Here is a 25220-nt window from a genome sequence, read left to right on the forward strand (position 1 = left end):
CCCGGTTGTTCCCTGGCCGGGGCGGCGTTTTTCATCAGCCCGGAGGTCCCCATGACCACCATGATTGCAACGCGCTTCGGCCAGGCCGTCCTGGTTCTCCTGCTTGCCTTCACCGCCTCGTTCCTGCTGCTGCAGGCGCTGCCGGGCGATGCGATCCTGATCAAGTACCAGAACCCCGAAATGGGTCTGTCGCCCGAGCAGATCGCTCAAATCCGTTTGCGCTACGGTGCCGACGCCCCCATCTGGGCCCAATATGGCAACACCCTGGTCAACTTCCTCCAGGGCAGTTTCGGCTATTCCGTACAGGCCGGCGTGCCGGTCAACACGGTCCTTGCCGCCAATGCCTGGCCGACACTGAAACTGGCCAGCCTCGCTCTCGTCTGTGCCGTTCTGCTTGCTGGCCTTGTAGCTTTTGCTGCGACGCTGGCGCCGTTCAACTGGCTGCGCAACGCACTGCAGATGGTGCCCTCGCTGATGATCTCGGTGCCGGTATTTTGGCTCGGCATCATGCTGATCCAGCTGTTCTCGTTCCGCTTGCGGCTGGTGCCGATCATCAATCCCTCCGAATTCCAGGCCTTGATCTTGCCGGTGGCGACGCTGGCCGTGCCCATCGCCGCCCCCTTGGCGCAGATCCTGATCCGCAGCCTCGATGAGATCGAAACCCAGCCCTTTGTCGCCGTCGCGAGGGCCAAGGGCGCCAGCCGCCGCTTTGTTCTCTGGCACCACGTGCTGCGCAATGCCCTGCTGCCGGTGCTGACCATTGCCGGCGTGCTGTTCGGGGAACTGCTCGCGGGCGCCGTAGTCACTGAAACCGTGTTCGGCATCAATGGGCTGGGGCGGGTGACCGAACAAGCGGTCAGCAACCAGGATACCGCCGTGCTGCAGGCCATCGTCGTGCTCGCGGCGCTCGGCTTTGTGCTGATCAACCTCCTCGTTGACCTCGTGGCGCCGCTGATCGACCCCAGGCTCAACCGTCCCGTGGGAGCAACTGCATGACCACGCTCGACCTGTTCACTCTTGGCGCCGCAACCCCGCGCCAGCACCGGCTGCAACTGCAGCCCACCCTCCTCCTGGCCTGGGCGATCATCGCCATTGCCATCGCCTGGGCCGTTGCTCCGACACTGTTCACCCACCATAGCGGCACGATCGGCAACGCCGGCAACCAGCTGCGGGCACCCGATGCCTCCCACTGGTTCGGCACGGACGAGATCGGCCGCGACGTGCTGGCCCGGATCATCTACGGCTCGGTCAATTCACTATCGGGCGCCCTGGTCGCCGTTTTCGTCGGCCTGGTTGGCGGCACGACGCTGGGGCTGGTCGCCGGATCGACCGGTGGCCGGGTCGACGCCGTGATCATGCGGCTGGTGGATGTCCTCCTCTCCGTGCCCGGCCTGCTGCTCCAGCTCTCCATCATCATCATCCTGGGCTTTGGCACGGTGAACGTGGCCGCGGCGGTCGGTGCAACCACAATTGCCGGTTTTGCCCGGCTGATGCGGTCAGAGGTCATCCGGGTGCGCCACGCCGATTATGTCGAAGCCGCCTTTGGCAGTGGTGGCCGGTTCTGGAGCGTGTTGTGGCGCCATGTCCTTCCCAATGCCATGGGTACGGTGATTGCCTATGCCGCGCTTCAGTTCGGCAGCGCCATCCTCGCGATTTCGACGCTGGGCTTTCTCGGCTATGGCGCGCCCCCGCCCACCCCTGAATGGGGCCTGTTGATCTCCGAGGGCCGCAAATATCTCACGACCTCCTGGTGGCTCACCACCTTTCCCGGCCTTGCGGTGATCCTGGTCGTGCTTGCCGCCAACCGCATCAGCCAATCGCTGCAGAGGACGCCATGAGCACGATCAGCTTTGCGGGACAGCATGAAACGCCAGTGCTCAACGTCGAAGGGCTCAGCCTCTCCTACCGGCTTGCCAATGGTTGGCGCCGCGTGGTCCAGAACCTGTCGCTGACCCTGCACAGCGGCGAGGTGGTGGCGCTGGTCGGGGAATCGGGCTCGGGCAAGACCACGACAGCCCAGGCTGTGATTGGCCTCTTGCCCGACAATGGTCGGATCGATGCCGGCTCCATCCGACTCAACGGCACCGAAATCACCCATTGGTCCGGCCGGCGGCTCGACGCCATTCGCGGCAAGGTGATGAGTCTGGTGCCCCAGGACCCCGGCACCTCGCTCAATCCGGTGCGCACCATCGGCGCGCAGGTCGGCGAAATCCTCAAGCTCCACGGCATGCGCGACCGGCGGGAACGCCAGGAGCGTGTCCTCGAGCTGCTGACGCGGGTCGGCCTCAGCGAGCCGGCGTTGCGGGTCCACCAATATCCGCACGAACTCTCGGGCGGGATGAAGCAGCGCGTTTTGATCGCCATTGCCGTGGCACTGCGCCCCGCGCTGATCATCGCCGATGAACCGACCAGTGCGCTCGACGTCACGGTGCAGCGCCGCATCCTCGATCTGCTCGACGAGCTGCGCCAGGAAACCGGCACCGGCGTCCTCCTCGTCACCCACGATCTCGGCGTCGCGGCCGACCGCGCCGATCACATCATCGTCCTCCAGGGCGGCATGGTGCAGGAGCAGGGCCCCGCGAGGTCCCTGCTGGCCAGCCCACAAAGCGCCTATGCAAGGCAACTGCTCGGCGACGCCCCTTCGCTGCGCCCGGCCCAACCCCGTTCGGCCCCCAGCCTTGCGCCGGCACTGCTGACCGTTGAGGGTTTGCGGCAGCAATTCAACATCGGCGGGCGGCCCTTCCTCGCCGTCGACGACGTTTCCTTCAGCATCGCGGCTGGCACCACCCATGCCTTGGTTGGCGAATCGGGTTCAGGCAAGACAACCACGGCGCGCTGTGTCGTTGGCCTGCAGCGCCCAACCGCGGGAGAAATCGAGATCGGCGGCACCAACCTGTCCGACCTGAGTGGCGAAGCGCTGCGCCGCTTCCGCCGGGACGTGCAACTCGTGTACCAGAACCCGTTCGCCTCACTCGATCCACGCCAAACCATCGGCGAGATTGTCGGCGAGCCGTTGCGCAACTTTGAACGGGTCAGCAAGGGCGAGCGCATCGAGCGCGTCGAGGGCATGCTCGAACAGGTCGGCCTGCCCGCCGACAGTATCGGCCGCACTGCCCGGGCCCTCTCGGGTGGGCAGCGCCAGCGCGTGGCCATTGCCCGCGCGCTGATCCTGCAGCCGCGTGTCCTCGTGCTCGATGAAGCCGTTTCCGCTCTCGATGTCACGGTGCAGGCCCAGATCCTGCGCCTCCTCGAAGAGCTGCAGGGGCAGTTCGGCTTGACCTATCTGTTCGTCACTCACGATCTCGCGGTGGTGCGCCAGATCGCCCATTCGGTGACGGTGATGCAGGCCGGCCGCGCCGTGGAAAGCGGCGCCGTCCTCGATGTCTTCGCCCACCCGCAGGCCGCTTACACCCGCGACCTCCTTGCCGCGATCCCGGGCCGCGGCCTGGCACCCGCCGCTTCATTTTCCACCCTCTACAAGCGAGCTGCAGAATGAGCAAAATCAAACGTCTGGGCTTTTTCTCCCGACTTCTCGACGATGCACCGCCCTTCGAACGCTACCGCCTGGCAACTGAGCAGATCCAGACGGCGGAACGCCACGGCTTTGACTCGGCCTGGGTCGCTCAGCATCATTTCAGCCATGATGAAGGGGGCCTGCCCTCGCCTTTCGTGTTCCTGACTCATGTCGCCGCGCACACCAGCCGCATCCGCCTGGGTACCGGCATCATCACGCTGCCGCTCGAAGCGCCGATCCGCGTTGCCGAAGACGCCGCGGTGCTGGACCTGCTCAGCGATGGGCGGCTTGAGCTTGGGGTCGGCAGCGGCGGCACCCCAAGCTCCTTTGCTCCCTTTGGCCTCGACAGCGCCCAGCGCGGCCCGGTGCATGGCGCCAACCTTACGTTGTTGCGCAAGGCGCTGGCCGGCGAGGCACTGGAGGGCGGCAACCAGCTTTACCCCGGCGGCGGCTCGCTGGCCGGGCGCATCTGGCAGGCAACCTTCTCGGTGGAGGGCGGGCAGCGCGCTGGCGCCGCGGGCGACGGGCTCATGCTGTCGCGCACCCAGCCGCGGCCCAAGGACAATCCCGAAGCGAGCCTGGCCGAGCTGCAGCAGCCCATCATCGATGCCTATCTTGCGGCCCTGCCTCCTGGCGCTGAGCCGCGCATCCTGGCCTCACGCACCTTGTTTGTCGCCGATGAGCAGGCCACGGCTCTGGAATGGGCCGATATCGGGCTGCGGCGCATTGCCGAGCGGTTTGTGGCCTCGGGCCACGCCCAGCCCGGCCAAACACTTCCCGAACTGATCCGCGCCTTTGACACCCATGTCGGCAATACTGCCGAGGTGATCGATAGCCTGGCCCAGGACCCGGTGCTCGATCGCGCCACCGACATCTCCTTCCAGGTGCACTCGGTCGATCCCCCTCATCCTCTGATCCTGCGCTCGCTTGAACTCACCGCCGAGGTGGTGGCGCCCGCCCTTGGCTGGCGTGCCGAACCCCAGGCAGCGCCCCGCATCGCCATCGCCCGCTGACCCCTTCTTGAGGAGAACACCATGAGCAACCCCGCGCCGGACCTGATCGACCAGGTGCTGTCCATTATCCCGGGCTCCCATCTCGACGCCCTGCGGCGGCACCGCGAAGTGGCCCGGGACAATGTCCAGCAGGCCTATGTCGCCCTGTTTGAGCCGACCGATGCCAGCCAGGTATCGCTGCTTGAGCGTTTCGCCGTCGCCAGCTTTGTGTCGGGCCTGCAAGGCCAGCCCGTGCTGGCCGACCACTATGCCCATAAGCTCACCCAGCTCGATGGCGGCCCCGCCATCGCCGCGGCGATCAACAACGAGGTCGAGCGCGGCGCGACCACCGGGCCCTATGGCATCTACCCGGCCGGGCCCCTGTCCAGCGAAAACAAGGTGGGGCTCCATTTCGCCGTCTCGCCTGAGGTCCGCCGCCTGCTCGGCGAACGGCTCGCCGCGGCACTCGACCATGCCCATCTTCTGGTGTTCCGCCCCCGCGATTCCAGCAAGGAAGCGCTGCAGGCCCTCCTCGCCGCCGGCTGGAGCACGGCCGGGGTCGTGACCTTGTCCCAGCTGGTTTCCTATCTCGCCTTCCAGCTGCGCCTCGTCGAAGGGCTTTCGGCGCTGGCCGGTGCCGCGGCAATCGAGCCGGCCAATGACACCACCATCACTAGTTTCACCGCGGCCGTTGCGGCCGGCTCCAACCCTTGAGGCTGCCATGAGCCAGATCACCGAACCCACTGCCCAACCTGCCGCCGTCAACGCCTTCACCCAGGACGAGCTGGGCTGGGCCCCATGGCTCGAGCCGCTCGATGAGGCCGCCCTCACCGACCGCCATTGGACGGGCCTTGTCGATGCCTCGCGCGCCAAGTCCTCCTACTTCATGCTGCTCGCCCATGACCCCGAGGTGCTGGGCGCCCGCACCAAGGCCGACAAGGACATCTTTTATAATCCCAATGGCGGCTTGCCGCGGGCGGAACGGGAATTGTCCGCCACGGCAACCTCTCGCCATAATGGCTGCATCTTTTGCGCGTCCGTCCATTCCCGCTTCGCGTCGACCCATTCCAAGCGCCGGGACGACGTGCAGCGCCTGCTTGATGACGGCACCGGCGCCGATCTGGGCGAGCGCTGGAACGCGGTAACTGCGGCCGCCGTAGCCTTGACCGATACACCCACCGCTTTTGGCGATGGCGAGATTGCGCGGCTGCGCGCAGCCGGGCTCGACGACTTCGAGATCACCGACGTGATTTCCACCGCCGCCTTTTTCAACTGGGCGAACCGGTTGATGCTGTCGCTGGGCGAACCAGTTCCAGCCCCGAAGGCTGCGTGATGTTGGATCGTCTCGAAGTCAGCGCCGGCACGGTTGAAGAGGATTTCCGGCTGGCCATGCGGCAGTTGGCGGCGGGCATCAGCATCGTCACCGCCGGCGACGACAAAGAACGGGGTGGCTTCACGGCCACCTCGGTGATTTCGCTTTCCGTGGATCCGCCCCGGCTTCTCGTTTCGGTCGACAACCGCTCCAAGACCTGGCCACTGCTGCAAAGCAACAAGGGCTTCTCGGTCAATCTGCTGGCCCATGATCAAGCGCATTTGGCTGAGGTTTTTGCGGGCCGCACCCAGGCTCACGGCAGCGACCGCTTTGCCGGTGCAGCCTGGCGTCGATACCCCGGCGCAGGCTTTGCCCTTGAAGGCGCAATCGCCTCGGTGCATTGCGTTCTCGAGGAAGCCATCGAACGCCATGGCCATGTGCTGGTCATTGGCCGCGTGCTCGCCAGCACCACCGCTCCTGCACCCGCACTGATCCACTGGGATCGTTCCTTCCACAAGCTCGGCAGCTAAGGGCGGCAACCCCGTCCTGGGGTCGTCCATGTCGCCACCGCTCAAACCGTCTCGGCTGTGTCCTCGCTGCTCTCGCTCAGCCGATCATCGGTGAACTGCGACCACACGGCCATGAACAGCGCCGCAACCAGCGGTCCCAGCACAAAGCCGTTTGCCCCGAACAAGGACAAACCCCCGATCGTGGAAATCAGCACCACATAGTCGGGCAGCCTGGTTTCGCGGCCCACAAGCACGGGCCGCAGGAAGTTGTCGATCATGCTGATCACCAGCGCACCAACAAGAACGAGGATGATCGCCTTGGTGATCTCGCCGGTCAGGCCGAGATAAACAGCAAACGGCGCCCAAACCAGAAAGGCGCCAACCGCCGGCAGCAGCGACAGCACCGCCATCACCACGCCCCAAAGCAGCGGCGCTTCGATGCCAAGCAACCAGAACGTAACCCCACCAATCCCACCTTGGGCAAGGGCGATCAGCACATTGCCCCGCACCGTCGCCTTGACCACCGAAACGAACTTGGCGGCAATGTCGTCGGTCCGGGTGCGGTCAAGGGGAACTGAGTTGCGGATCATCAGCACCAGGGACGGGCCATCCCGGAACAAAAAGAACAACAGGTAGAGCATGATCGCCAGGCCAATAACGAACTGTAGCGTGCCTTGCCCGATGCCAAGGGCGCCGCTGGCAATGGTTTGGCCGGTGTTGGAAAGGGCTGAAAGCACGCCGTCCTGGATCTCGCGCAGATTGCCCAGATTCATGTCGGCCAGGGCCTTGTTGGCAAAATCCGGCAAAACCGCCTGTACCTGGGCCAAGGCATCGGCGAGGCTAAAATCGCTTTCTCGGAGCCGCCGGATCAAGGATGAGACTTCAATCGAGAAGGACGCAATGACCAGGCTGGCCGGGATCAAAACCACGCATATACAGGCCAGTACGCTGACCACGGCCGCAAGGCTGCGCCGGCCATCAAACCAAACGGTCAAGCGCCGCTGCAGCGGATTAAACAGAATGGCGAGGATCACCGCCCACAAAATGGCGCTGTAATAAGGCAGGAGCAGCCAAACAAAGGCTGCAGTGATCGCGACCACCAATGCCACGAAGCTGATGTTTTGAATGCCTTGTCTCGACATCGATGGAGCCCTTTTCGGTTCGCCTTCCGCAGCTGCTGCCAAGAGCGTGCGTACTGAACCCGCGAAGCGCCAGCTTCGATCCCCAGCAGTTGAGGTCCTTCACCGCGACCTGGGCGCGGGCCGAGCTCGCGCGCCCTCATTGTGCCTGCAATGGACGCACACCGCCGTTCCGGGTAGCCTCCGCCCATGATCTCGCAACCCGACCTTTTCGGCTCGCCTGGGCCGGTTCTCCCTGAGGGCTTCCGCTATTTCCCCGAGGCCATCCCGCCTGCCATGCAGGAGGAGGTCCTCGGGCAGGTGCGGCAACTGCCGTTCCAGGCCTTCGACTTCCATGGCTTTGAGGGCAAGCGCCGGGTGGTTTCCTTTGGCTGGCGCTATGATTTCTCGACCGAGCGGCTGGCGCGGACTGACCCTATTCCCCCTTTCCTTTTGCCGCTGCGCGATCAGGCGGCGGCCTTTGCCGGCATCGAGCCGGACCGGCTGCAACAGGTTCTCGTCACCGAATATGGGCCGGGTGCACCCATCGGCTGGCACAAGGACAAGGCCGTCTTCGGATCGATCGTGGGGGTATCGTTGCTGTCGGCCTGCACCTTCAGGCTCCGGCGCAAGGCGGGCGCCAAATGGGAGCGCGTCTCGATCACGGCCGAGCCCGGCTCGGCCTATCTGCTCTCGGGCGCGGCCCGGACCGAATGGGAGCACTCCATTCCACCCGTGGAGCAAACCCGGTTTTCCCTCACCTTCCGCGAGCTGCGCAACCAGCCCTAGCAGCCCATCGCAACAACAAAGGGGCAGGTCTTGCCTGCCCCTTCCTGTCTTATTCGGCCGCAACAGCCGGCGCGCTGGCGGCGGCGGGCGTAATGGGCTCATCAACCCCGATGCGCTTGGGCTTGGCCCGCACCAGCTTCATGATGAACACAAACAACACCGGCACAAACAGCACGGCCAGCAGCGTGGCGGCGATCATGCCGCCCAGCACCGTCGTGCCGATAGCGTTTTGGCTCGAGGAGCTGGCGCCCGTGGCGATCGCCAGCGGTACCACGCCAAGGGTAAAGGCCAGCGAGGTCATGATGATCGGCCGGAACCGCAGATGGGCCGCCTCGATCGTGGCCTCCAGCAACGGCTTGCCCTCGGCCCAGCTATCCTTGGCGAACTCGATGATCAGGATCGCGTTCTTGGCGGAAAGGCCGATAATGGTGATGAGGCCCACGGTGAAATACACGTCGCTCGCCATGCCGCGCAGCATCACGGCAAGCACCGACCCGATCACCCCCAGCGGCACCACCAGCATCACCGACAGCGGGATCGACCAGCTCTCATAGAGTGCGGCCAGCAGCAGGAACACAAAGGCCACGGTCAGGGCCATGAGGAACATGCTTTGCGAGCCCGACTGGATTTCCTGAAGGGTCTGGCCCGTCCATTCAAAACCAAAGCCGGCCGGCAACTGGGCGGCAAGCCGCTCCATCTCGGCGATGGCAGCGCCCGAGGTAAAGCCCGGGGCCGCCGAGCCCGCGATGCGCACCGCCGGATAGCCATTATAGCCAACGATTTGCGCCGGCCCCAGCCGCCAATCGGCCTTGGCAAAGGTCGACAGCGGCACCATGCCCCCGTTGGAATTGCGCACGGTGAGGTTGAGCAGATCGCTCACATCCATGCGCTGCCCGGCATCGGCCTGCACCGTCACGCGCTGCATGCGCCCCGCATTGGGGAAATCGTTGACATAGGCCGACCCCAGATTGGTGGAGATGGTCGAGCTGATATCGGCAAAGCTCACGCCAAAGGTATTGGCCTTTTCACGATCCACGATCAAATTGATCTGCGCCGTGTTGGGCATGCCCTCGACGCGCAATCCCCGCAGCACCGGGCTTTGCGACGCCAGCCCCATAAGTTGCTGACCGGCGGCGGCAAGCGCCGCCTGTCCCTGCGATCCACGATCCTGCAGGCGGAAGGTGAACCCGTTGGAGGTCCCGAGCCCGGCAATGGGCGGGGGCGACAGCGCAAACGAGATGGAGTCGCGCAGGCCGAACAACTGGCCGTTGACCCGATTGGCGATGGCGTCGGCGGAGTTGTTTTCGTCGCGCTCCTTCCAGTCCTTGAGCGTGATGAAAGCCAGGCCCGCATTGTCGCCGGCGCCCGAAAAGCTGAAGCCGTTGATGGCGATAATGTCTTCCACCGCGTCTTCGGCGAGGAAAATGCCTTCCACCTGCTTGGTGATCTCGGCCATGCGGTTATTGCTGGCCCCTGGAGGCGCCTGCATGTCGGCGATCAAAAAGCCCTGGTCTTCACTGGGCAAAAACGAGGTGGGCAATTGCATATAGGCCCAGCCCAGCCCGACAATCAGCGCCAGGTAGATCACCATGAACCGGCCGGTGCGGCGCACCATCCAGCCCACGCCCTTGGAATAACCGCCCGTTGCGCGATTAAAGGTGCGGTTGAACCAGCCAAAGGGTCCGCGTTTTTCGTGGTGGCCCGGCTTGATCGGCTTGAGCAGCGTCGCGCACAGCGCCGGGGTGAGCGACAAGGCCAGAATGCCCGAAAAGACGATCGAGATCACCATGGTCAGGCTGAACTGCTGGTAGATCACGCCCACCGCGCCTGACGTAAACGCCAGCGGCACGAACACGGCCGACAGCACCAGCGTGATGCCGATAATGGCACCCGAGATCTGCTTCATCGCCTTGCGCGTGGCCTGGAGGGGCGGCAGCCCTTCCTCGGCCATGATGCGCTCGACATTTTCCACCACGACGATCGCGTCGTCCACGAGAATGCCGATGGCGAGCACCATGGCAAACATCGTCAGCACATTGATGGAAAAGCCCGCCGCCAGCATCACCGCGCAGGTGCCCGCCAGCGCCACCGGCACCACCAGGGTCGGGATCAGCGTGTAGCGGAAGCTTTGCAGGAAAATGAACATCACCACAAAGACCAGCGCCATGGCCTCGATCAGGGTGTGGATCACCTTCTCGATCGAGACTTCCACAAAGGGCGCGGTGTTGTAGGGAATGCGGTATTCGACCCCCGGCGGGAAGAACTGGGCGAGTTCCTCCATCTTGTGTTCCACCGCTTCGGCGGTCGCCATGGCATTGCCGCTGGGGGCCAACTGCACGGCAAAGGCCGCCGCCTGCTGGCCGTTGATACGGGTGGAAAAGCCATAGCTTTCCGCCCCGATCTCGATCCGCGCCACATCGCGCAGCCGCACCGAGGAGCCATCAGGATTGGCGCGCAACACGATCGAGCCAAAAGCCTCGGGCGTCGATAATTGCCCGCTCACCAGGACGCTGGCGGAAATCTGCTGCGTCAGCGGATTGGGCTGCGCCCCGATCCGGCCGGCGGCCACCTGGGCGTTCTGGCTGGCAATCGCCGCGGTCACATCGGCCGAGGTCAGGTTCAACCCCAGCATCTTGTCGGGGTCGAGCCAAACGCGCATGGCGCGCTGCGAGGCAAACACCTGCGCCCGGCCAACGCCTTCGATGCGGGCGATTTCGCTGGTCACATTGCGGCTGAGATAATCGCCCAGCCCCACGGCATCCATCTTGCCGTCGGTGGACACGAGCGCCACCATCATCAAAAAGCCCGAACTGGCTTCCTGCACCTGCACGCCCAGCCGGGTCACGATCTGGGGCAGCCGGGATTCCACCCGCCGCACCGCGTTCTGCACGTCAATCGACGCGTTGGCCAGCTCGGTGCCGGTCTCGAAAGTGGCATTGATCGTGATCATGCCCGACGCATCGGACGTCGATTCAAAATAGATCAGCCCCTCGACGCCGTTGAGCTCGTCCTCGAGCGGGCGCGTTACGCTCTGGTAGATTTCCTCGGGCGAAGCGCCGGGATAGGTGGCGTAAACCGAGACTTGGGGCGGCGCCACATTGGGATATTGCGCCACTGGCAGATTGGGGATGGCGAGCACGCCGGCCACCACGATGAAAATCGCGACGACCCAGGCGAAAACCGGCCGCTCAATAAAAAACCCAGCCATATCAGTCCTCAGTTCGCCTTGGCGGCGTCAGCCACCGGCGCTTGCCATTCTTGCGGATTGACCGTCGCGCCCGGCCCGATCTTCTGGAAACCCTCCACTACGACCTTGTCGCCGACCTCAAGACCCTGCGCGATGAGGTAGCGGTTGCCCAGCGAGCGGCCGACCTGCACCACCCGCAGTTGCGCAACATTGTCTTCGCCCACCACGTAAACCTGCGAATTGCCACCGGCATCGCGCAGCAGCGATTGCTGCGGCACGGTGATCGCGTCCTGGTCAAAGGCCTGCTCGATCAGCACCCGCACATAAAGCCCCGGCAGCAGGTCGCCATCGGGATTGGGAATTTCGGCCCGCATCGTGACCTGGCCGGTGCTGGCATCGACAGCCGCTTCCTGGAACAGCAGCTTGCCCTCATGGGGATATTGGCTGCCATCATCGAGCTTGAGCGTGACCCTGGCTGCGTCCTCGCCGGCGCTGACCAGCGTGCCATCTTCCAGCGCGCGGCGCAGGGCGATGAGTTCGCCCGAGGACTGGGTGAAATCGGCATAAACCGGGTCGAACTGCTGAATGGTCGCGAGGCTCTCGGGGCTGTTCGCCGTGACCAGCGCCCCTTCGGTGATCAAGGCCCGCCCGATGCGCCCGCTGATCGGCGCCCGCACTTCGGTATATTCCAGGTTGAGGCGCGCCCCCGCCAGATTGGCTTCGGCCGCCGCCACATTGGCATTGGCCTGCGCCAGGGCAGCCGTTGCGCTTTCCAGCACCTGCTGGCTGGCCACATTTCGCTCGCGCAGCGTATTTTGCCGCTCGGCCTGCTGGCTCGCCTGCAACTGCCCCGCCTTGGCGCTGGCCAGGTTGGCCTCGGCACTCGCGACCTGCACCGCAAAGCTGGCCGGATCGATGCGGTACAGCACATCGCCCCGCTCCACCTGGCTGCCCTGCTCGAACACCCGCTCCACCACGATGCCCGACACCCGCGGCCGCACCTCGGCGATCCGGGTGGGCACGATGCGGCCCGGCAACTCGTTGACCAGCGCCACCCGCTCGGGCTTGACCGTCAAAACGCTCACCCCGGCCGGCGGCATCGCCGGTGGAGCCGCCGCTTCAGATTGTCCATCAGCATCGCTGCAAGCGGCAAGAACGGCTACCAGCCCGATGGCCAAGGCGGCCCCGGATACGCGTTTCACAAAGTTCACGGGAGTTGTAGTCCTGGTTGGTCAGAAGATGGTGGTGGGTTCAGTGGGGGTCGAGATCGTCCAGCTGCGCCAGCTTGCCGATCTCGGCGAGCAGCTCCTGCCGCTCGCCATCGGGCCAGCTATGGGTGCCAAACCATTCGAGCGAGCGCATGCCCTCAAGCGCGAGGAATGCCAGCCGCGCGCCCGCCGTGGCGCCGGGGGCTGAAACCGCCTGGATCTCGCGTTCATAGTGTTCGCTGATGACCTTGGTGAGCTCCAGATCATTGGTCAGCGAGGCGCAAAGATTGCGCGCCACGGCTCGCTGTTCTTGCGGCAGGGCGGCCATTGTCAGTTCCACATGGGCGGCAATGCGCCCTGAGGCGCCCTGGACCGGCTGATCCAGTTCGGCTTGGTCGAGCATGCGCTGCCATTCGTTGAAACGGCGTTTGACAATGAGGCGGATCAGGTCCTGCTTGCTGCCGCAATCGCGCACGACGCTGCCCTTGCTGATCCCCGCCTCCACCGCGACGTCCTCAAGGGTGAAATTGGCCGCGCCATTCTGGGCGATGACGCGCTCGGCCGCGTCGAGGATGGTGTTTTCCTCGATAGTCCTGTGGCGCGCCATGACCAACCCCGATTAATTCCTGAACAGTCAGCTATTATTGCTGGCGGACCCTGTCAAGCGTAGCGCCGCGCGGTTGGTTACCGCGGGCAAAGCAGCGCCACACCACCCCGCTACGCCACCCAGCTCGCACCCGCATTCGCTACGGCGCTTGATTTCCGTCAGCCGCGCCGCTCGCCCTATTGCTAGAAATGAACTGCAATTGGCGTGGTCCGGCCGCTTCCGGCCGTCCTCACCGCGAGCGGAACACGGGAGCTTGGGGTGCAATCGAGGGGGTGGGGCACAGCTGTCATTTTAGCCGTTGCCCTCCCCGGCTGCGCCCGCGTCCCTCACGCCCCATCCGTGCCCATATTCGGCTCCTATTTTCCCGCCTGGGTGATCTGCGCCGTAGCCGGCATCATCATTGCGGTGGTCGTGCGCGCCCTCTTCATTCTTCTCCACATTGATCAAAACCTGCCCGCCCCGCCCCTGGTTTATCTCTGCTTGTCGATCAGCGCCGGCATCGGCTGCTGGCTCCTCTGGTCGGGATATCTGTGATGCTGGCAAAGATCTTCGGCAGATTGGTAGGCTATGCCATCTTCATCCTCACCGCCGGGATGATTTATCTGGCCTGGAGCGAGGGCGCCGCCAATCCAAGCTCGGATTTCGCCGAGATCGATGCGCCCCTCGTGCAGATTTCCCCCAATGTGCCGGGCCGCATCATCGAGATCCCGGTCAGCAACAACGCCGCCGTCAGCAAAGGCGATACCCTGTTCCAGATCGATCCGGAGCCTTACCGGTTGCGACTTGAACAAGCCCAGGCCGAGCTGCGCGCCACTCAATCCGAACTCGCCCAGGGCGAGCGCAACATTTCGGCCGAACAAGCCAATGCCGATGTCACCCAAAAACAGATCGAACGCGCCCAGTACAATTCGGACCTCGCCAAGCAGACCCTTGACCGGCTCGAGCCCCTGCTCAAGCGCGGCTTTGTCACGGCCCAGCAGGTCGATGAAGCCCGCACCGCCTACAACGATTCCCTGGTGAGCCTCGAGCAGGCACTTCAGCAATCCCAAGGCGCCACCGAGGTGATCGGCACGGTGGAAACGCGGCAAGCCCAGGTCGAAACCGCCACCGCCACCGTGGCCCTGGCGGAACGGGACCTCGCCAACACCACCGTGCGCGCGCCCATCGACGGCATCATCTCGGGCCTCACCATGGCGCCGGGCGAATATGTGCTGACCGGCGTGCCCGCCTTTGCCATGATCGACACCTCCAAATGGGAAGCGGTGGCGTTTTTCCGCGAAACCGAACTGCCCAATATCTCCCTCGGCGATGAGGCCGATGTCTACATCATGGCCGATGCCGAGTTGAGTGTGCGCGCCACGGTCACGGCGATCGGTTGGGGCGTCCGCTCCACCGATGAAACCACCATTCTGGGGCTACCCGTGCTGGCCAATTCACTCAACTGGGTAAAGGTGGCCAAGCGTTTCCCGGTTTATCTGGAAATGCATGAGCCACCCTCCTCACTGCTGCGCGTCGGGGCGTCGGCAGTTGTCGTCGTGGACAGACCTTCGGATCGCCGCGATGCTCCCCGTCAGCCCTAGGCCCAAGCTTCGCGACGTCTTGATCGAAGAACTGCGCCCCCATCAAGGGCGGCTTGGCGCGTCCCTGCGCACCGCGCTCTGCTGCGTGATCGTCGTGGTGCTCTCCATGAGCCAACAGGTGCCCGAAGCGGCCTTGTCCTGCTATCTCGTGTTCTTTGCCAGCCGCAACAATGCTGCCAGCGGCATCGTCATTGCCTTGGCCCTCATCATGGCCGCAAGCGTCGGCATCGCGCTCGGCGTCCTGGTGCTCGACATCGCGGCCGACGAACCCATGGTGCGCCTCGCGCTCGTTGCGGCCTTCACCTTTGGCGGCATGTATTTCTCCGTCGCCACCTCCGCCGGCTCCATTGCTGCCACGGTCGGTTTCGTCTTCGCTTTTGTGCTCACCCTTAACGATTTCGTACCCATTCCGGGCCTGCTGGTCCGCGGGCTGAGCTGGATGTGGGTTGTGGTGTTCTTCCCCATGGCGACCCTGGTTCTGGTCAACGCCCTGATCGGTCCCAATCCCAACACCATGACGCGCCACGCCATTGGCAAGCGCCTGCGCACCGGCGCCAGGGCGCTGCGCGGCGAGGCCGGGGCGGGCGCTGCGGCCCTGGCTCTCCTGTCCGAAGAGCCCGAGGAAGGCGATGAACTGGCTTCCCCCATCCAGCTGGCCGCCCTGCTCGGCTATGCCAGCAGGGGTGAAGCCGCGCGCCTTGGTGCGACCCTTCCCGCCAGCGAAACCCTGCTCCTCGCCACGCTCGATGCGCCCCGCGATCCCGCGCTCGCCGCCGATCTCGAGCGCCTCGCGGTCCTGATCGAAGAACGAGCCCCCCACCGGGGCGGCTGGCAACCCAGGGCCTCCTCCCCCGCAACCCAGCCGCTGGCCGAAGCTGCCGACCGGCTGGCGGACCTCTGGAGCGGTCGCACGCCCCTGCCCCCCGGCCCGGGACCCAGCCTCGAGCTAACGGCCGACACCTTCACCAACCCCGCCTATCTGCACTTCGCCCTCAAGACGACGCTCGCAGTCTTTATCACCTACGCCATCTACACCGCCCGTGACTGGTTTGAAGTGCATACCGCCATGATCACCTGCTTCTACGTGGCGCTCGGCACCACCGGCGAAACCCTCCACAAAGCCACCCTGCGCATCATCGGCTGCCTCATTGGCGCCGCCATGGGCGTCGGCAGCATCCTCTTTCTCATGCCGCACATGACCGATATCGGCCAGCTCATGCTGCTGGTGGGCGTCTGCAGCTTCATTGCCGCCTGGGTCGCCAATGGTTCGAGCCTCATTCAATATGCCGGCTGGCAGATGGCGCTGGCCTTTTTTCTCTGCACCCTGCACGGCTTTGGCCCCTCGCTCGATATCGGGGTCGCCACCAACCGGGTGCTCGGCATCCTGATCGGCAATGTCGTGGTGGCCATTGTTTTTCTGTCCTTCTGGCCCACCAGCGTTGCCGGCGTCATCGCCGGCCATCTCTCGCACGCCCTCCAAAGCCTCGCCACGGCTCTCCGGCACCCTTATCCCGGCGCGGCCGAACCCGCCACCGAGATTGCCGAAGCCCACCGCCTCACCCTGATCTCGGTGTTCGAGCCCGAATGGCTGCGCCTCAGCTCGCCCGTCCTGCCCCATGTGGCCGCCATCCTCGGAGCCAGCCAGCACGCCGTGCCCGAGATCGCGCGCTTGCAGCTGCTGCGCCAGACCGGGCGCTTCCTGCATGGCGCCCCCCGCAGTGTCAAAGCAGCAACGCTGGCGCAGGAAGCGTCCGTGGGCGGGTTTTTAAAGACTGCCGCCGATGCTATCCTCGAGCCTGCCCCGGAGGCCCGGACCATGCTCGACCAGTCGTTGCATCAAGCCTTCCAGTCGCTGCATCGCCTCGAGCGGCTGGAGCGCAAGGCGCCTCGCCGGGCCCGCTGGCGCGTCGACCTGGAGGGCGCCATCCACTCCTATCAGAACTTGCTGCTCGGTTTTGCTCGAACGCTCGAGGCGATCTAATGCTTGTGCACCGGCTCCCCCACGTCCTGGCTGTTCTGCTGATGGGGGTGGGGCTGGCCAGCTGCTCCCCCTCCTCCCTCAATCTCGCGCCTGCCAGCGCCACCACGCCTTATAATGGCGTTGCGGGCATGCCGGCGCTGGACAAGGGCACCCGGAACTTCGCCGCCGCGCCCGACCCCAACATGCCCATCGTGGTGACGACGCCCACGCTCAATTCCTCCACCACCTATAGCCTGCCCCAGCTCATTAACATTGCCCAGCTCGCCAGCCCCACCACCCGCGCCGCCTGGCAGCGGGCGCGCGAAGCGGCTGCCGCCACCGGGGTCGCGGAAGCCACCTATCTGCCCGTGCTGTCGGCCGATGTTTTAGCCGGCTTTGCCGCCACCTCCACTACCGCCCCGGGCCTGCAAACCGAGATCCTCGACGTCCCCATCGACATCCCCAACGGCACCATCACCACTTCGGGCGTGCAAGTGGTGCCCGCGCTCGCCATCGAATGGCTCCTGTTCGACTTCGGCTCGCGCGACGCAGCGCTGGCCAGCGCGCAACAGCTGTCCTTTGCCGCCAATCTCGGCTTCACCCTCGCCCACCAGAAGCTGATCTACGATGTCAGCAACGCTTATTACCAATACAACGCCGCCAGGGCGCAGACGCGGATCAATCGCGAAGCCCTCGACAATGTCAAAGTTGTCCTAGCCGCCGCCGAGGCCAAGCTGAAACAGGGCCTCGCCACCACAATGGAGGTCGCTCAGGCCAAGCAGCAGGTGGCCCAGGCCGAGTTCGACCTCACCCAGGCCGTCGGCCAGGAGCGGAGCACGCAATCCATGTTGCTGGGGGCCATGGGCGTGTCGCCCCTCACCAACATCAAGGTGCAGGACATCAGCAACAAGCCGCTGCCGAGCAAGCTGCCCGCCAATCTTGACCGGCTGATCATCGCGTCGCTACAGCGCCGCCCCGATGTCCAGGCAGCCTTTGCCCAGATGAAAGCCAGCGAACAGGGCATCCTCGCCGCCCAGGCCAATTTCATGCCCAAAGTGGCGCTGACGGGCAATCTCAGCGCCGTTCTCGGCAGCTATTCGGTCGATGACAGCCGCTTTGATGCCGATGCCTCGCTCACCGTCGCCCAACCCAATGCGGCCGTGCTGCTGGGCCTCAGCCTGCCCATCTTTGATGGCGGCCTTCGCGACTCCCAACTCCAATCGGCGCAAGCCAATGCCGCCGCTTCCGCAGCAGATTTCAACCGCCTGCAAAGCACCGCCGCCCAGGAGATCGTTGTCGCCTATGACGTGCTGCGCACCAGCCTTTCGGGCTATGCCGCCGCAACTCAGCTCGTCAACGCCGCCCGCACCAACAACGACGCCGCGGTGGAATATTACAGCACTGGCATCGGCACCCTGCCCGAAACCAGCGTGTCCCAGGCGGGGCTGCTCAAGGCGCAATATGCCCAGGCCCAGGCGCGCAGCAATGCGTTTTCCGCCGCCGCGGCCCTCGCCTTTGCCACGGGAACCTTGACCAGCGCGCATGGTCTTTAACGCCGGCGGTGCTCGCTGCCCCGCCTGACGGCGGCCGCTAAAATAAACGACGATTACTCATGCTGTGCCCAAGCAACCGGCAAGACTATTTCCCGTTTATCGGAACGTCCCCGCGGGGCCACCGTTGCTTCTGCTTGGCTAACACAAGGAGTGCCAAGCATGTTCATGCGCGTCGATCGCCTCATAACCGAGCTGCCGCCCCCCAAAAAGCAGGATCCCAATGCTGCGGCCGCACTGCAGGAACTGCTGGGTGGCAAATATGGCGAAATGTCCACCCTCGGGAACTACATGTTCCAAAGCTTCAACTTCCGCAGCAAGGACAAGCTGCGCCCCTTTTATAGCCTTGTCGCCTCGATCACCGCCGAAGAACTCGCCCATGTGGAGCTCGTGAGCAATGGCGTGGCCATGCTCAACAACGGCCCCGAAAAGCCGGGCGGCGATGCCGGCCCTGGTGGCGATATTTCCAAGTCGCCCTTCGAGGCCATGCAGGATATCCGCCTTGCGGCGGCGTTCCTTTCCAATGGCGGTGGCGCCACGCCGGTCAACTCCAATGGCGTTAGCTGGAACAATGATTTCATCACCACCACTGGCAATCTGATCTTTGATCTCTTGCACAATTTCCATCTCGAATGCGGCGCGCGCCTCCACAAGCTGCGCGTATACGAGACCCTGAGCGCTGACGACGCCACGGGCCGGGAAGTGTGCGGCTATCTACTGGTGCGCGGTTCGGTGCACGCTCATTCCTATGCGCTGGCGCTCAAGAAGCTCACCGGCGTCGAGATCGAAAAGATGCTGCCAACGCCTAATATCCCGTTGGCCAAGATCCCGGAATGCCAGAAATACCTGGACGAAGGCTCACATCGCCGCCTCTACACCTGGAGCCAGAACGACTACAAGGACATCTCGGGCATCTGGTCCAATGACGAAGTCGCCCTGCCCGGCGATCCTCCCGGCCCGCTTGAGGTCGTTGAAGGCATGCCCAATGGCGGCAAGATGCAGCAGCTCCAGGGCGTCCCATCGGCTTTCACCCCCGACTATGCCCCCGAGGAATTCTACGAAATCGCCGCCAAGCTCTACCAGGCTTCGCGCTGATCCCATCGGGGCGGCTTCGGCCGCCCCGCTCCCCGCCACTCAGCCATTGAGTATCTTGGCCATGGATTGGCCGATCTGCCCGCCGGCATAAGCATCGCCGTAATCGGCCCGCGCCTTTTCCGCCAGCGCGGCCAGACTGGGCTCCGCCGCCACCCGCCGCGACAGCGCCAACGTCCGCGGCGCCGTCTCTGCCAACAGCGCCTCGATCCGGCTGAACCGGTCCGCTACCGTGGTCCAGAGCGTTGCCGTGATCACATCGGCAATCCCCGGCCCCGCCTCTCCCAGCAGAAAGCCGGCATCCTCGGTCAGGCCATGGCGGCTGCCCAGTTCCTCCCACAGCGTCATCCACTTGGCAAAGCGCGGCACATGCTCCTTCCAGCGCGCTTCGTTCCACATCTCCATGCCCCCTTGCAGGGTCAGCTCGTCGATCACGTCATTGGCGTCGTTGACCACTTTCATGGTCAGGGCGCGCAGTTCGGCCGTCGGCGGCATTAGCCCGAGCGTTTCCCCGAGATAAAGAACAATTGCGGGCATCTGCGACACGGCAAACCCATTGCCATTGTCGATCAACACCGGCGGGCCCATGAACGGCACCGGCATGGCGCTGACCGGCCCCCCCATCAGCCCCGCAATCGCGCCATCATCGGTTTCTGTCCAGCTCTTGCCGGCAAAGGCCAGCACTGCTCGCACGAACTGGCCGCGAAACGGCACCGACCAGTATAGGAGCTCATAATCGGCCACGATCCCTCTCCTCATGCTTGGGAAGGAACCAACGAAGCCGTGCCCGGCGGCGTTCCCGTTTGACCGGTCGCCCCTAGAACTTGCCCGACTTGATGAAATCCACAAAAGCGCGCAGCGGCGCTGGCACCAGCCGACGGCCGGGATAATATAAAAACGGCCCGCTAAAGCTCGACCACCATGGCTCCAGCACCGGCACCAATTCGCCCCGCTCGAAATGGGGCCGCAACCAATCCTCGAACAGCGCGACGATGCCCATGCCCGCAATCGCAGTATCGATCGCCAGCTCCATCGCTGCCCCGGCCTGCACGATCAGCGGACCCTTGGGCTCGATGCTGACCCGCTCCCCATCGCGCTCGAAATCCCAGGCAAACAGCGCCCCACTCGGAAATCGGCCCTGGAAACAGGCATGTTCGAGCAACTCGCGCGGATGGCCGGGCGTGCCCCGTTGCGCGAGATAAGCCGGCGCGGCTCCCAGGCTAAACCGCTGCACCCGCGGCCCGATCGGCACCGCGATCATGTCCTGAGCCAGCTTTTCCTCATAGCGGATGCCGGCATCGCACCCGGTTGCCAGAAGGTCCACAAAGCTTTCATCGGCCACGATCTCGACCCGGATCTCGGGATAGGCTGCCAGAAACGGGGGGATGATGGCGGGCAGCACCGTGCGGGTGGCGCTGACCGGCACATTGAGCCGCAGCGTGCCCATCGGGCGCTCGCGATGCACGTTGACCACGTCTACCGCCAGCGCAATCTCCTGCAGCGCGGGCGCAAGCCGCGCCAGCAGGTCGCGCCCCGCTTCGGTGGGTCCGACGCTGCGGGTGGTGCGATTGAGCAGCCGCACGCCCATTTGCGTTTCGAGGCGCCGCACCGCGTCGCTCAGCCCCGAAGGGCTGCGGCCCAGCTCCCGCGCCGCATCACGAAAGCCTCCGGCGCGCGCCACTACCGCAAAGGCACTGAGGTCATTGAGGTCGAAATCCACTGTTCGCCCTTCCGCACAGCCCGTGCGAATTGTGGGGCGTTATCACGCCAATCGGCAAGCCCTATCTTGGTGCGACAACTGGAGAATGATCATGTCCACAATCGAAACCGCCGGCACCTATCCCCTTGCCGACCGTCCCGTAAAGCGCCTCGGCTATGGCGCCATGCAACTCGCCGGCCCGCATGTATTCGGCCCCCCGCGTGATCCCGACGCCGCCCGGGCCGTTCTGCGCGAAGCCATTGCGGCCGGGGTCAACCACATCGACACCAGCGACTTCTATGGCCCCCATGTCACCAACCAGCTGATCCGGGAGGCGCTCGTGCCCTACCCTGCCGACCTCGTCATCACCACCAAGATCGGCGCGGTGCGCGGCGACGACGCCTCCTGGTTGCCGGCATTCTCGGCCACCGACCTCGCCCAGGCGGTGGACGACAACCGGCGCAATCTCGGGCTCGATGTGCTCGACGTGGTCAATTTGCGCATCATGTTCGGCATGGGCCCGACTGAAGGCTCGATCGAAGCCCCGCTCACCGCTCTGCTCGAGCTGCAAAGCCGTGGCCTCGTGCGGCATGTCGGGCTGAGCAATGTCACCGCGGCCCAGGTTGCCGAAGGGCGCCAGCTCGCGTCCATTGTTTGCGTGCAGAACCAGTACAATCTCGCCCATCGCGAGGATGATGCGCTGATCGACGAGCTCGCCGCCGCTGGGATCGCTTATGTGCCGTTCTTTCCGCTAGGCGGCATTTCCCCGCTACAGTCGGCGACCCTCTCGAACGTGGCGGAGCGCCTCGGCGCCACCCCGATGCAGGTGGCCCTCGCCTGGCTGCTCCGCCGCTCACCCAATATCCTGCTGATCCCCGGCACGTCCTCGGTGGCCCATCTCCGGGAAAATCTCGCCGCCGCGCAGCTGCAGCTCTTTGATGCTGACATGGAGGAACTCAACAGCATCGCCGCTCCCGCTGCAGCGTCGTAACCGGTTTTGCAGCCTTGGCCGGCCATGCGCTCCTTCAACGCAGGGCCGGCCGGCAGGGCCCTAGCGCAGCGGGTTCTCACGCCGCCAGGCCTCGTATTCTTCCTGGGCATCGGGATGGAGCGGGTAATAACGCTGCAGCGATTCCCCGGCCATCAGCTTCATGCGCGAAAATTCCTCCCATTCGGCATGCTTCTGGCCGTCCTCGATCACCTGCTGGGCCATCGACACCGGCACCACCACCGCGCCATCGTCATCGGCCACGATGATATCGCCCGGCACCACGGTCACCCCGCCACAGGCAATGGTGACATTGACCGCATAGGGGTAGATATCGGTCTGCACATGGTAGTTGGGCGACCAGCCCTTGAGCCAGAGCGCGAGGTCGAGCTTTTCCACATTGGGCCGATCGCGCATCACCCCGTCGATGATGATGCCCGCGCCCCCGCGGCCCTTGAAATAGGTGGACATCATGTCCCCGAAAATGCCCGAGCGCATGTCGCCGCGCGCATCCACCACCACCACATCGCCATCCTGCACATGATAGAGCACATGCCGGTGCAGCTGCGTTTCGGGATCGGCATATTCGCCTTCGCTAAAGAGGTCGGGCCGCTGCGGCAGGCATTGCAGCGTCAGCGCCGGCCCGCAGATCACCTTGCCCTTTGTCTGGGGCAAGATGCCGGTCATATGCGGGTTGCGGAACCCCATATGCCCCAGCGTGCCGGCAATGGTCGCCGCGCCCAGCCCGCGCAAGCCCTCGGTCAATTCCTTTGCCGGCCGTTGTATCTCGGCGCCACTCGTCATTCGTCTTTCCTCCACTTTGGCCGGCCGCCTACCAATTGGTCACCGAACCATCTCGGCGCCGCAGATGCGGCGCTTCCCAGAACTCAAAACTCTGCCGCGCCAGGAGGTCTTCATTGACCTCCACTCCCAGCCCCGGCGCATCGCTGACCCGGTAAACCGCGCCCTCCAGCTGCGGCTGCACCGGAAAGAAGTCGGCGTTGTTAAAGCCCAGCCCGCGTTCGGGCTCCCGCGTCTCGAGCCAGGCGAAATTGGGCACGGCCGCCGCGAAGTGCACGGTCGCGGCTGTGCAGACCGGCCCCAGCGGGTTATGCGGCATCAGGTCGACATAATGGGCCTCGCTCCAGCCAGCGACCTTCATCGCCTCGGTCAGCCCACCGACATTGCACACATCGAGCCGATTAAACTGGTGAATGCCCCGCTCGATATAGGGCAGGAACTGCCACTTGCTGGAAAACTCCTCGCCAATGGCAAAGGGAATATCGGTCATCCCGCGCAGCGATTGGTAGGCTTCGGGCGTCTCGTCGCGAATGGGCTCCTCGAGAAAATCGAGCACGCCCTTGTCGAGCTTGTTGCAAAAGCTCGCTGCCTCCGCGACCGACAAGCGGTGGTGATAATCGATCCCCAGCACCACGGCGTCGCCCAAGGCCTCGCGCGCCCGGTTGAGCAGGCGCGCCGTGCTGGCAATGGACTCGCGCGGCTCAAAGATGTCGCGGCTGTCTTGCCCGATGGGGAAGAACCGGATCGCGTCGAACCCCATTTCCATCAGCTCAACGGCCCGCTCGATCGCGCCCTCCCCGGCACTGTCGCCGGTGGAGGCGAAAGTGGGGATCACGTCGCGCTGCTTGCCCCCCAGCAACTGGTAGACCGGCACGCCCAGCGCCTTGCCCTTGATGTCATGGAGCGCAATGTCGATGGCCGAGATCGCGGCCTGCAACACGCGCCCGCCCTCGAAATACTGGCTGCGATACATTTCCTGCCAGATCCGGCCGATCTGCATCGCGTCCTGCCCGATGAGGAACTCGCGGTAATGCTCGACGGCCCCGGCCACCGCCTTTTCGCGCCCGGTGAGGCCACTTTCGCCCCAGCCAAAGATCCCCCCATCGGTTTCGATCTTGAGCAGGAACTGGTTGCGGATGCCCACGCGCACGGCAAAGGGCGTAATGGCAGTGATCTTGAGCTGGAACGGCATGAGCAGGGGTAATCCGGATTATGCCGAGCGCAGCGCCATTTCGGTTTGCCCATCGAACAGATGCATGCGCTCCTGGTCGAATTCGAGCCAGACCTGCTCGTCGGGCGCGACCTGCACCGTGGGTGGCAGGCTGATATTGACGATCGAGCTCGCGACGAACGCCTGCACAAAGGTGATGTCGCCGGTGGGCTCCACCGTATAAACCCGCGCCGGCACCGCCCCGTCCACCGCCGATTTGTGCAGCCGGATGGTCGAGTGCCGCGCCCCCAGCACCACTTTGCGCGAACTGGCGCCCGCGACCTTGCGCGCATTGGCCTCCGAAAGCGGCATGTGCCAGCCCTCGGCGCTGGTCAGCACCGTTTGCCCATTGGCACTGCTCGCTTCGAGCGGCACCAGACTCATGGCCGGGCTGCCGATAAAGCTCGCGACGAACATGTTGACCGGGTGGGCAAAGACCTGCGCCGGCGTATCATATTGCTGCAGCAGCCCCCCGTTCATCACCGCCATCTTGTCGGCCATGGTCACGGCTTCGAGCTGGTCATGGGTCACATAAATGATGGTCGCCCCCAGATCCTGGTGGAAGCGCTTGATTTCCGAGCGCATCTGCACGCGCAGCTTGGCATCGAGATTGGAGAGCGGCTCGTCCATCAGGAACACCGCCGGGTCGCGCACCAGCGCCCGCCCCAGCGCCACGCGCTGCTGCTGCCCGCCCGAGAGTTCGCGCGGCTTGCGCTCGAGCAGATGGGTGATGTCGAGCACCTTGGCCGCCGCATTGACCTTGGCCTCGATCTCGGCCTTGGGGAGCTTTCTCATCTGCAGGGGGAAGGCGAGGTTCTGGAACACGCTTTTTTGCGGATACAGCGCATAGTTCTGGAACACCATGGCGATGTCCCGGTCCTTGGGGTCGAGATCGTTGACCACCCGGTCCCCGATGACGATGTCCCCCGAGGTGATCGGAATCAGCCCCGCCACGAGATTGAGCGTCGTCGTCTTGCCGCAACCGGACGGGCCGACCAGGGCAACGAACTCGCCATCATTAACTGTCAGGGACACGTCCTTGGCCGCATAAATCGAGCCATAGGTCTTGACGAGATCCTTGAGAACCACCTGAGCCATGGGGCA

General features: G+C 64.6%; 23 protein-coding genes. 14 read left to right on the plus strand and 9 right to left on the minus strand.

Translation table 11 applies throughout. The features are described 5' to 3' along the window. Positions 1–51: 51 nt before the first annotated feature. The 7 genes from HRQ64_RS00475 to HRQ64_RS00505 are packed head-to-tail and all read left to right on the plus strand — an operon-like array spanning position 52 to position 6348. A complete protein-coding gene (locus HRQ64_RS00475; RefSeq protein ID WP_172121592.1) occupies positions 52–996 on the plus strand; it encodes an ABC transporter permease in 945 nt (314 codons plus the stop codon). Further along, positions 993–1838, plus strand: a complete 846-nt coding sequence (locus HRQ64_RS00480; RefSeq protein WP_172121593.1) for an ABC transporter permease — start codon at positions 993–995, stop codon at positions 1836–1838. The genes HRQ64_RS00475 and HRQ64_RS00480 overlap by 4 nt, the downstream gene beginning before the upstream one ends. Beyond that, complete coding sequence (locus HRQ64_RS00485; protein ID WP_172121594.1) at positions 1835–3496, plus strand: ABC transporter ATP-binding protein; 1662 nt, start codon at positions 1835–1837, stop codon at positions 3494–3496. The genes HRQ64_RS00480 and HRQ64_RS00485 overlap by 4 nt, the downstream gene beginning before the upstream one ends. After that, the gene (locus HRQ64_RS00490; RefSeq protein ID WP_172121595.1) at positions 3493–4527 is read left to right on the plus strand and encodes a putative FMN-dependent luciferase-like monooxygenase; all 1035 of its coding nucleotides are present in this window, start codon (positions 3493–3495) and stop codon (positions 4525–4527) included. The genes HRQ64_RS00485 and HRQ64_RS00490 overlap by 4 nt, the downstream gene beginning before the upstream one ends. Positions 4528–4548: 21 nt before the next feature. Then, positions 4549–5220: a CMD domain protein gene (locus tag HRQ64_RS00495; protein ID WP_172121596.1), complete on the plus strand. Its 672-nt coding sequence runs from the start codon at positions 4549–4551 to the stop codon at positions 5218–5220. A gap of 7 nt (positions 5221–5227) precedes the next feature. Further along, the gene (locus HRQ64_RS00500) at positions 5228–5839 is read left to right on the plus strand and encodes an alkylhydroperoxidase domain protein (RefSeq protein ID WP_172121597.1); all 612 of its coding nucleotides are present in this window, start codon (positions 5228–5230) and stop codon (positions 5837–5839) included. Next, on the plus strand, positions 5839–6348 hold the full coding sequence (locus HRQ64_RS00505) for a flavin reductase family protein (RefSeq protein ID WP_172121598.1): 510 nt from the start codon (positions 5839–5841) through the stop codon (positions 6346–6348). The genes HRQ64_RS00500 and HRQ64_RS00505 overlap by 1 nt, the downstream gene beginning before the upstream one ends. A 41-nt stretch (positions 6349–6389) precedes the next feature. Here the strand turns inward: HRQ64_RS00505 and HRQ64_RS00510 are convergent, their stop codons facing one another. After that, entirely contained in the window at positions 6390–7469 is a 1080-nt protein-coding gene (locus tag HRQ64_RS00510) for an AI-2E family transporter (protein WP_172121599.1), read from the minus strand. Positions 7470–7655: 186 nt separating this feature from the next. Between HRQ64_RS00510 and HRQ64_RS00515 the strand changes: the two genes are divergently transcribed. After that, positions 7656–8234: an alpha-ketoglutarate-dependent dioxygenase AlkB gene (locus HRQ64_RS00515; protein ID WP_172121600.1), complete on the plus strand. Its 579-nt coding sequence runs from the start codon at positions 7656–7658 to the stop codon at positions 8232–8234. Positions 8235–8283: 49 nt separating this feature from the next. On the opposite strand, the gene HRQ64_RS00520 is transcribed toward HRQ64_RS00515, so the two are convergent. The 3 genes from HRQ64_RS00520 to HRQ64_RS00530 are packed head-to-tail and all read right to left on the minus strand — an operon-like array spanning position 8284 to position 13236. Further along, entirely contained in the window at positions 8284–11442 is a 3159-nt protein-coding gene (locus tag HRQ64_RS00520) for an efflux RND transporter permease subunit (protein WP_172121601.1), read from the minus strand. 8 nt (positions 11443–11450) lie between these two features. Next, positions 11451–12632 (minus strand): efflux RND transporter periplasmic adaptor subunit, encoded by a 1182-nt coding sequence (locus HRQ64_RS00525; RefSeq protein WP_164854919.1) that lies wholly within the window; start codon positions 12630–12632, stop codon positions 11451–11453. A 40-nt stretch (positions 12633–12672) separates the two neighbouring features. Next, on the minus strand, positions 12673–13236 hold the full coding sequence (locus HRQ64_RS00530) for a TetR/AcrR family transcriptional regulator (RefSeq protein ID WP_127754854.1): 564 nt from the start codon (positions 13234–13236) through the stop codon (positions 12673–12675). 339 nt (positions 13237–13575) lie between these two features. On the opposite strand from HRQ64_RS00530, the gene HRQ64_RS00535 reads away from it, so the two are divergent. The 5 genes from HRQ64_RS00535 (at position 13576) to HRQ64_RS00555 (ending at position 19421) form a co-directional block, all read left to right on the plus strand. Continuing rightward, positions 13576–13770 (plus strand): YtcA family lipoprotein, encoded by a 195-nt coding sequence (locus HRQ64_RS00535; protein WP_349236651.1) that lies wholly within the window; start codon positions 13576–13578, stop codon positions 13768–13770. After that, positions 13770–14816 carry a multidrug transporter subunit MdtN gene (mdtN, locus tag HRQ64_RS00540; protein WP_172121602.1) on the plus strand — a complete coding sequence of 349 codons (1047 nt, stop codon included), beginning with the start codon at positions 13770–13772 and terminating at the stop codon, positions 14814–14816. The genes HRQ64_RS00535 and mdtN overlap by 1 nt, the downstream gene beginning before the upstream one ends. Continuing rightward, positions 14797–16797 carry an FUSC family protein gene (locus HRQ64_RS00545; RefSeq protein ID WP_172121603.1) on the plus strand — a complete coding sequence of 667 codons (2001 nt, stop codon included), beginning with the start codon at positions 14797–14799 and terminating at the stop codon, positions 16795–16797. Before mdtN ends, HRQ64_RS00545 begins: the two co-directional genes overlap by 20 nt. Further along, positions 16797–18329: a TolC family protein gene (locus HRQ64_RS00550; protein WP_172121604.1), complete on the plus strand. Its 1533-nt coding sequence runs from the start codon at positions 16797–16799 to the stop codon at positions 18327–18329. Before HRQ64_RS00545 ends, HRQ64_RS00550 begins: the two co-directional genes overlap by 1 nt. Before the next feature lie 159 nt (positions 18330–18488). Beyond that, complete coding sequence (locus tag HRQ64_RS00555) at positions 18489–19421, plus strand: manganese catalase family protein (RefSeq protein ID WP_127754859.1); 933 nt, start codon at positions 18489–18491, stop codon at positions 19419–19421. Between the two features lie 39 nt (positions 19422–19460). Here HRQ64_RS00555 and HRQ64_RS00560 read toward each other — a convergent pair whose 3' ends face one another. Next, positions 19461–20162 (minus strand): glutathione S-transferase, encoded by a 702-nt coding sequence (locus tag HRQ64_RS00560; protein WP_172121605.1) that lies wholly within the window; start codon positions 20160–20162, stop codon positions 19461–19463. 73 nt (positions 20163–20235) lie between these two features. Continuing rightward, positions 20236–21138: a LysR family transcriptional regulator gene (locus tag HRQ64_RS00565; RefSeq protein WP_172121606.1), complete on the minus strand. Its 903-nt coding sequence runs from the start codon at positions 21136–21138 to the stop codon at positions 20236–20238. Positions 21139–21229: 91 nt separating this feature from the next. Here HRQ64_RS00565 and HRQ64_RS00570 point away from each other — a divergent pair, with 91 nt between their 5' ends. Continuing rightward, positions 21230–22108 (plus strand): aldo/keto reductase family oxidoreductase, encoded by an 879-nt coding sequence (locus HRQ64_RS00570; protein WP_172121607.1) that lies wholly within the window; start codon positions 21230–21232, stop codon positions 22106–22108. 60 nt (positions 22109–22168) lie between these two features. On the opposite strand, the gene HRQ64_RS00575 is transcribed toward HRQ64_RS00570, so the two are convergent. The 3 genes from HRQ64_RS00575 to HRQ64_RS00585 are packed head-to-tail and all read right to left on the minus strand — an operon-like array spanning position 22169 to position 25214. Continuing rightward, positions 22169–22909 carry a ribonuclease activity regulator RraA gene (locus HRQ64_RS00575; RefSeq protein WP_172121608.1) on the minus strand — a complete coding sequence of 247 codons (741 nt, stop codon included), beginning with the start codon at positions 22907–22909 and terminating at the stop codon, positions 22169–22171. 28 nt (positions 22910–22937) lie between these two features. Then, positions 22938–24098 (minus strand): mandelate racemase/muconate lactonizing enzyme family protein, encoded by a 1161-nt coding sequence (locus HRQ64_RS00580; protein WP_127754864.1) that lies wholly within the window; start codon positions 24096–24098, stop codon positions 22938–22940. An 18-nt stretch (positions 24099–24116) separates the two neighbouring features. Then, positions 24117–25214 (minus strand): ABC transporter ATP-binding protein, encoded by a 1098-nt coding sequence (locus HRQ64_RS00585; RefSeq protein WP_172121609.1) that lies wholly within the window; start codon positions 25212–25214, stop codon positions 24117–24119. Between the last annotated feature and the right edge of the window lie 6 nt (positions 25215–25220).

It is taken from the genome of Devosia sp. 919 (assembly GCF_013185965.1).
Lineage (GTDB): Bacteria > Pseudomonadota > Alphaproteobacteria > Rhizobiales > Devosiaceae > Devosia.

Coding starts and splice junctions, on each gene's coding strand:
- HRQ64_RS00475 (WP_172121592.1), top strand. CDS start 52: ATGACCACCATGATTGCAACGCGCTTCGGCCAGGCCGTCCTGGTTCTC.
- HRQ64_RS00480 (WP_172121593.1), top strand. CDS start 993: ATGACCACGCTCGACCTGTTCACTCTTGGCGCCGCAACCCCGCGCCAG.
- HRQ64_RS00485 (WP_172121594.1), top strand. CDS start 1,835: ATGAGCACGATCAGCTTTGCGGGACAGCATGAAACGCCAGTGCTCAAC.
- HRQ64_RS00490 (WP_172121595.1), top strand. CDS start 3,493: ATGAGCAAAATCAAACGTCTGGGCTTTTTCTCCCGACTTCTCGACGAT.
- HRQ64_RS00495 (WP_172121596.1), top strand. CDS start 4,549: ATGAGCAACCCCGCGCCGGACCTGATCGACCAGGTGCTGTCCATTATC.
- HRQ64_RS00500 (WP_172121597.1), top strand. CDS start 5,228: ATGAGCCAGATCACCGAACCCACTGCCCAACCTGCCGCCGTCAACGCC.
- HRQ64_RS00505 (WP_172121598.1), top strand. CDS start 5,839: ATGTTGGATCGTCTCGAAGTCAGCGCCGGCACGGTTGAAGAGGATTTC.
- HRQ64_RS00510 (WP_172121599.1), bottom strand. CDS start 7,469: ATGTCGAGACAAGGCATTCAAAACATCAGCTTCGTGGCATTGGTGGTC.
- HRQ64_RS00515 (WP_172121600.1), top strand. CDS start 7,656: ATGATCTCGCAACCCGACCTTTTCGGCTCGCCTGGGCCGGTTCTCCCT.
- HRQ64_RS00520 (WP_172121601.1), bottom strand. CDS start 11,442: ATGGCTGGGTTTTTTATTGAGCGGCCGGTTTTCGCCTGGGTCGTCGCG.
- HRQ64_RS00530 (WP_127754854.1), bottom strand. CDS start 13,236: ATGGCGCGCCACAGGACTATCGAGGAAAACACCATCCTCGACGCGGCC.
- mdtN (WP_172121602.1), top strand. CDS start 13,770: ATGCTGGCAAAGATCTTCGGCAGATTGGTAGGCTATGCCATCTTCATC.
- HRQ64_RS00545 (WP_172121603.1), top strand. CDS start 14,797: ATGCTCCCCGTCAGCCCTAGGCCCAAGCTTCGCGACGTCTTGATCGAA.
- HRQ64_RS00550 (WP_172121604.1), top strand. CDS start 16,797: ATGCTTGTGCACCGGCTCCCCCACGTCCTGGCTGTTCTGCTGATGGGG.
- HRQ64_RS00555 (WP_127754859.1), top strand. CDS start 18,489: ATGTTCATGCGCGTCGATCGCCTCATAACCGAGCTGCCGCCCCCCAAA.
- HRQ64_RS00570 (WP_172121607.1), top strand. CDS start 21,230: ATGTCCACAATCGAAACCGCCGGCACCTATCCCCTTGCCGACCGTCCC.
- HRQ64_RS00575 (WP_172121608.1), bottom strand. CDS start 22,909: ATGACGAGTGGCGCCGAGATACAACGGCCGGCAAAGGAATTGACCGAG.
- HRQ64_RS00580 (WP_127754864.1), bottom strand. CDS start 24,098: ATGCCGTTCCAGCTCAAGATCACTGCCATTACGCCCTTTGCCGTGCGC.
- HRQ64_RS00585 (WP_172121609.1), bottom strand. CDS start 25,214: ATGGCTCAGGTGGTTCTCAAGGATCTCGTCAAGACCTATGGCTCGATT.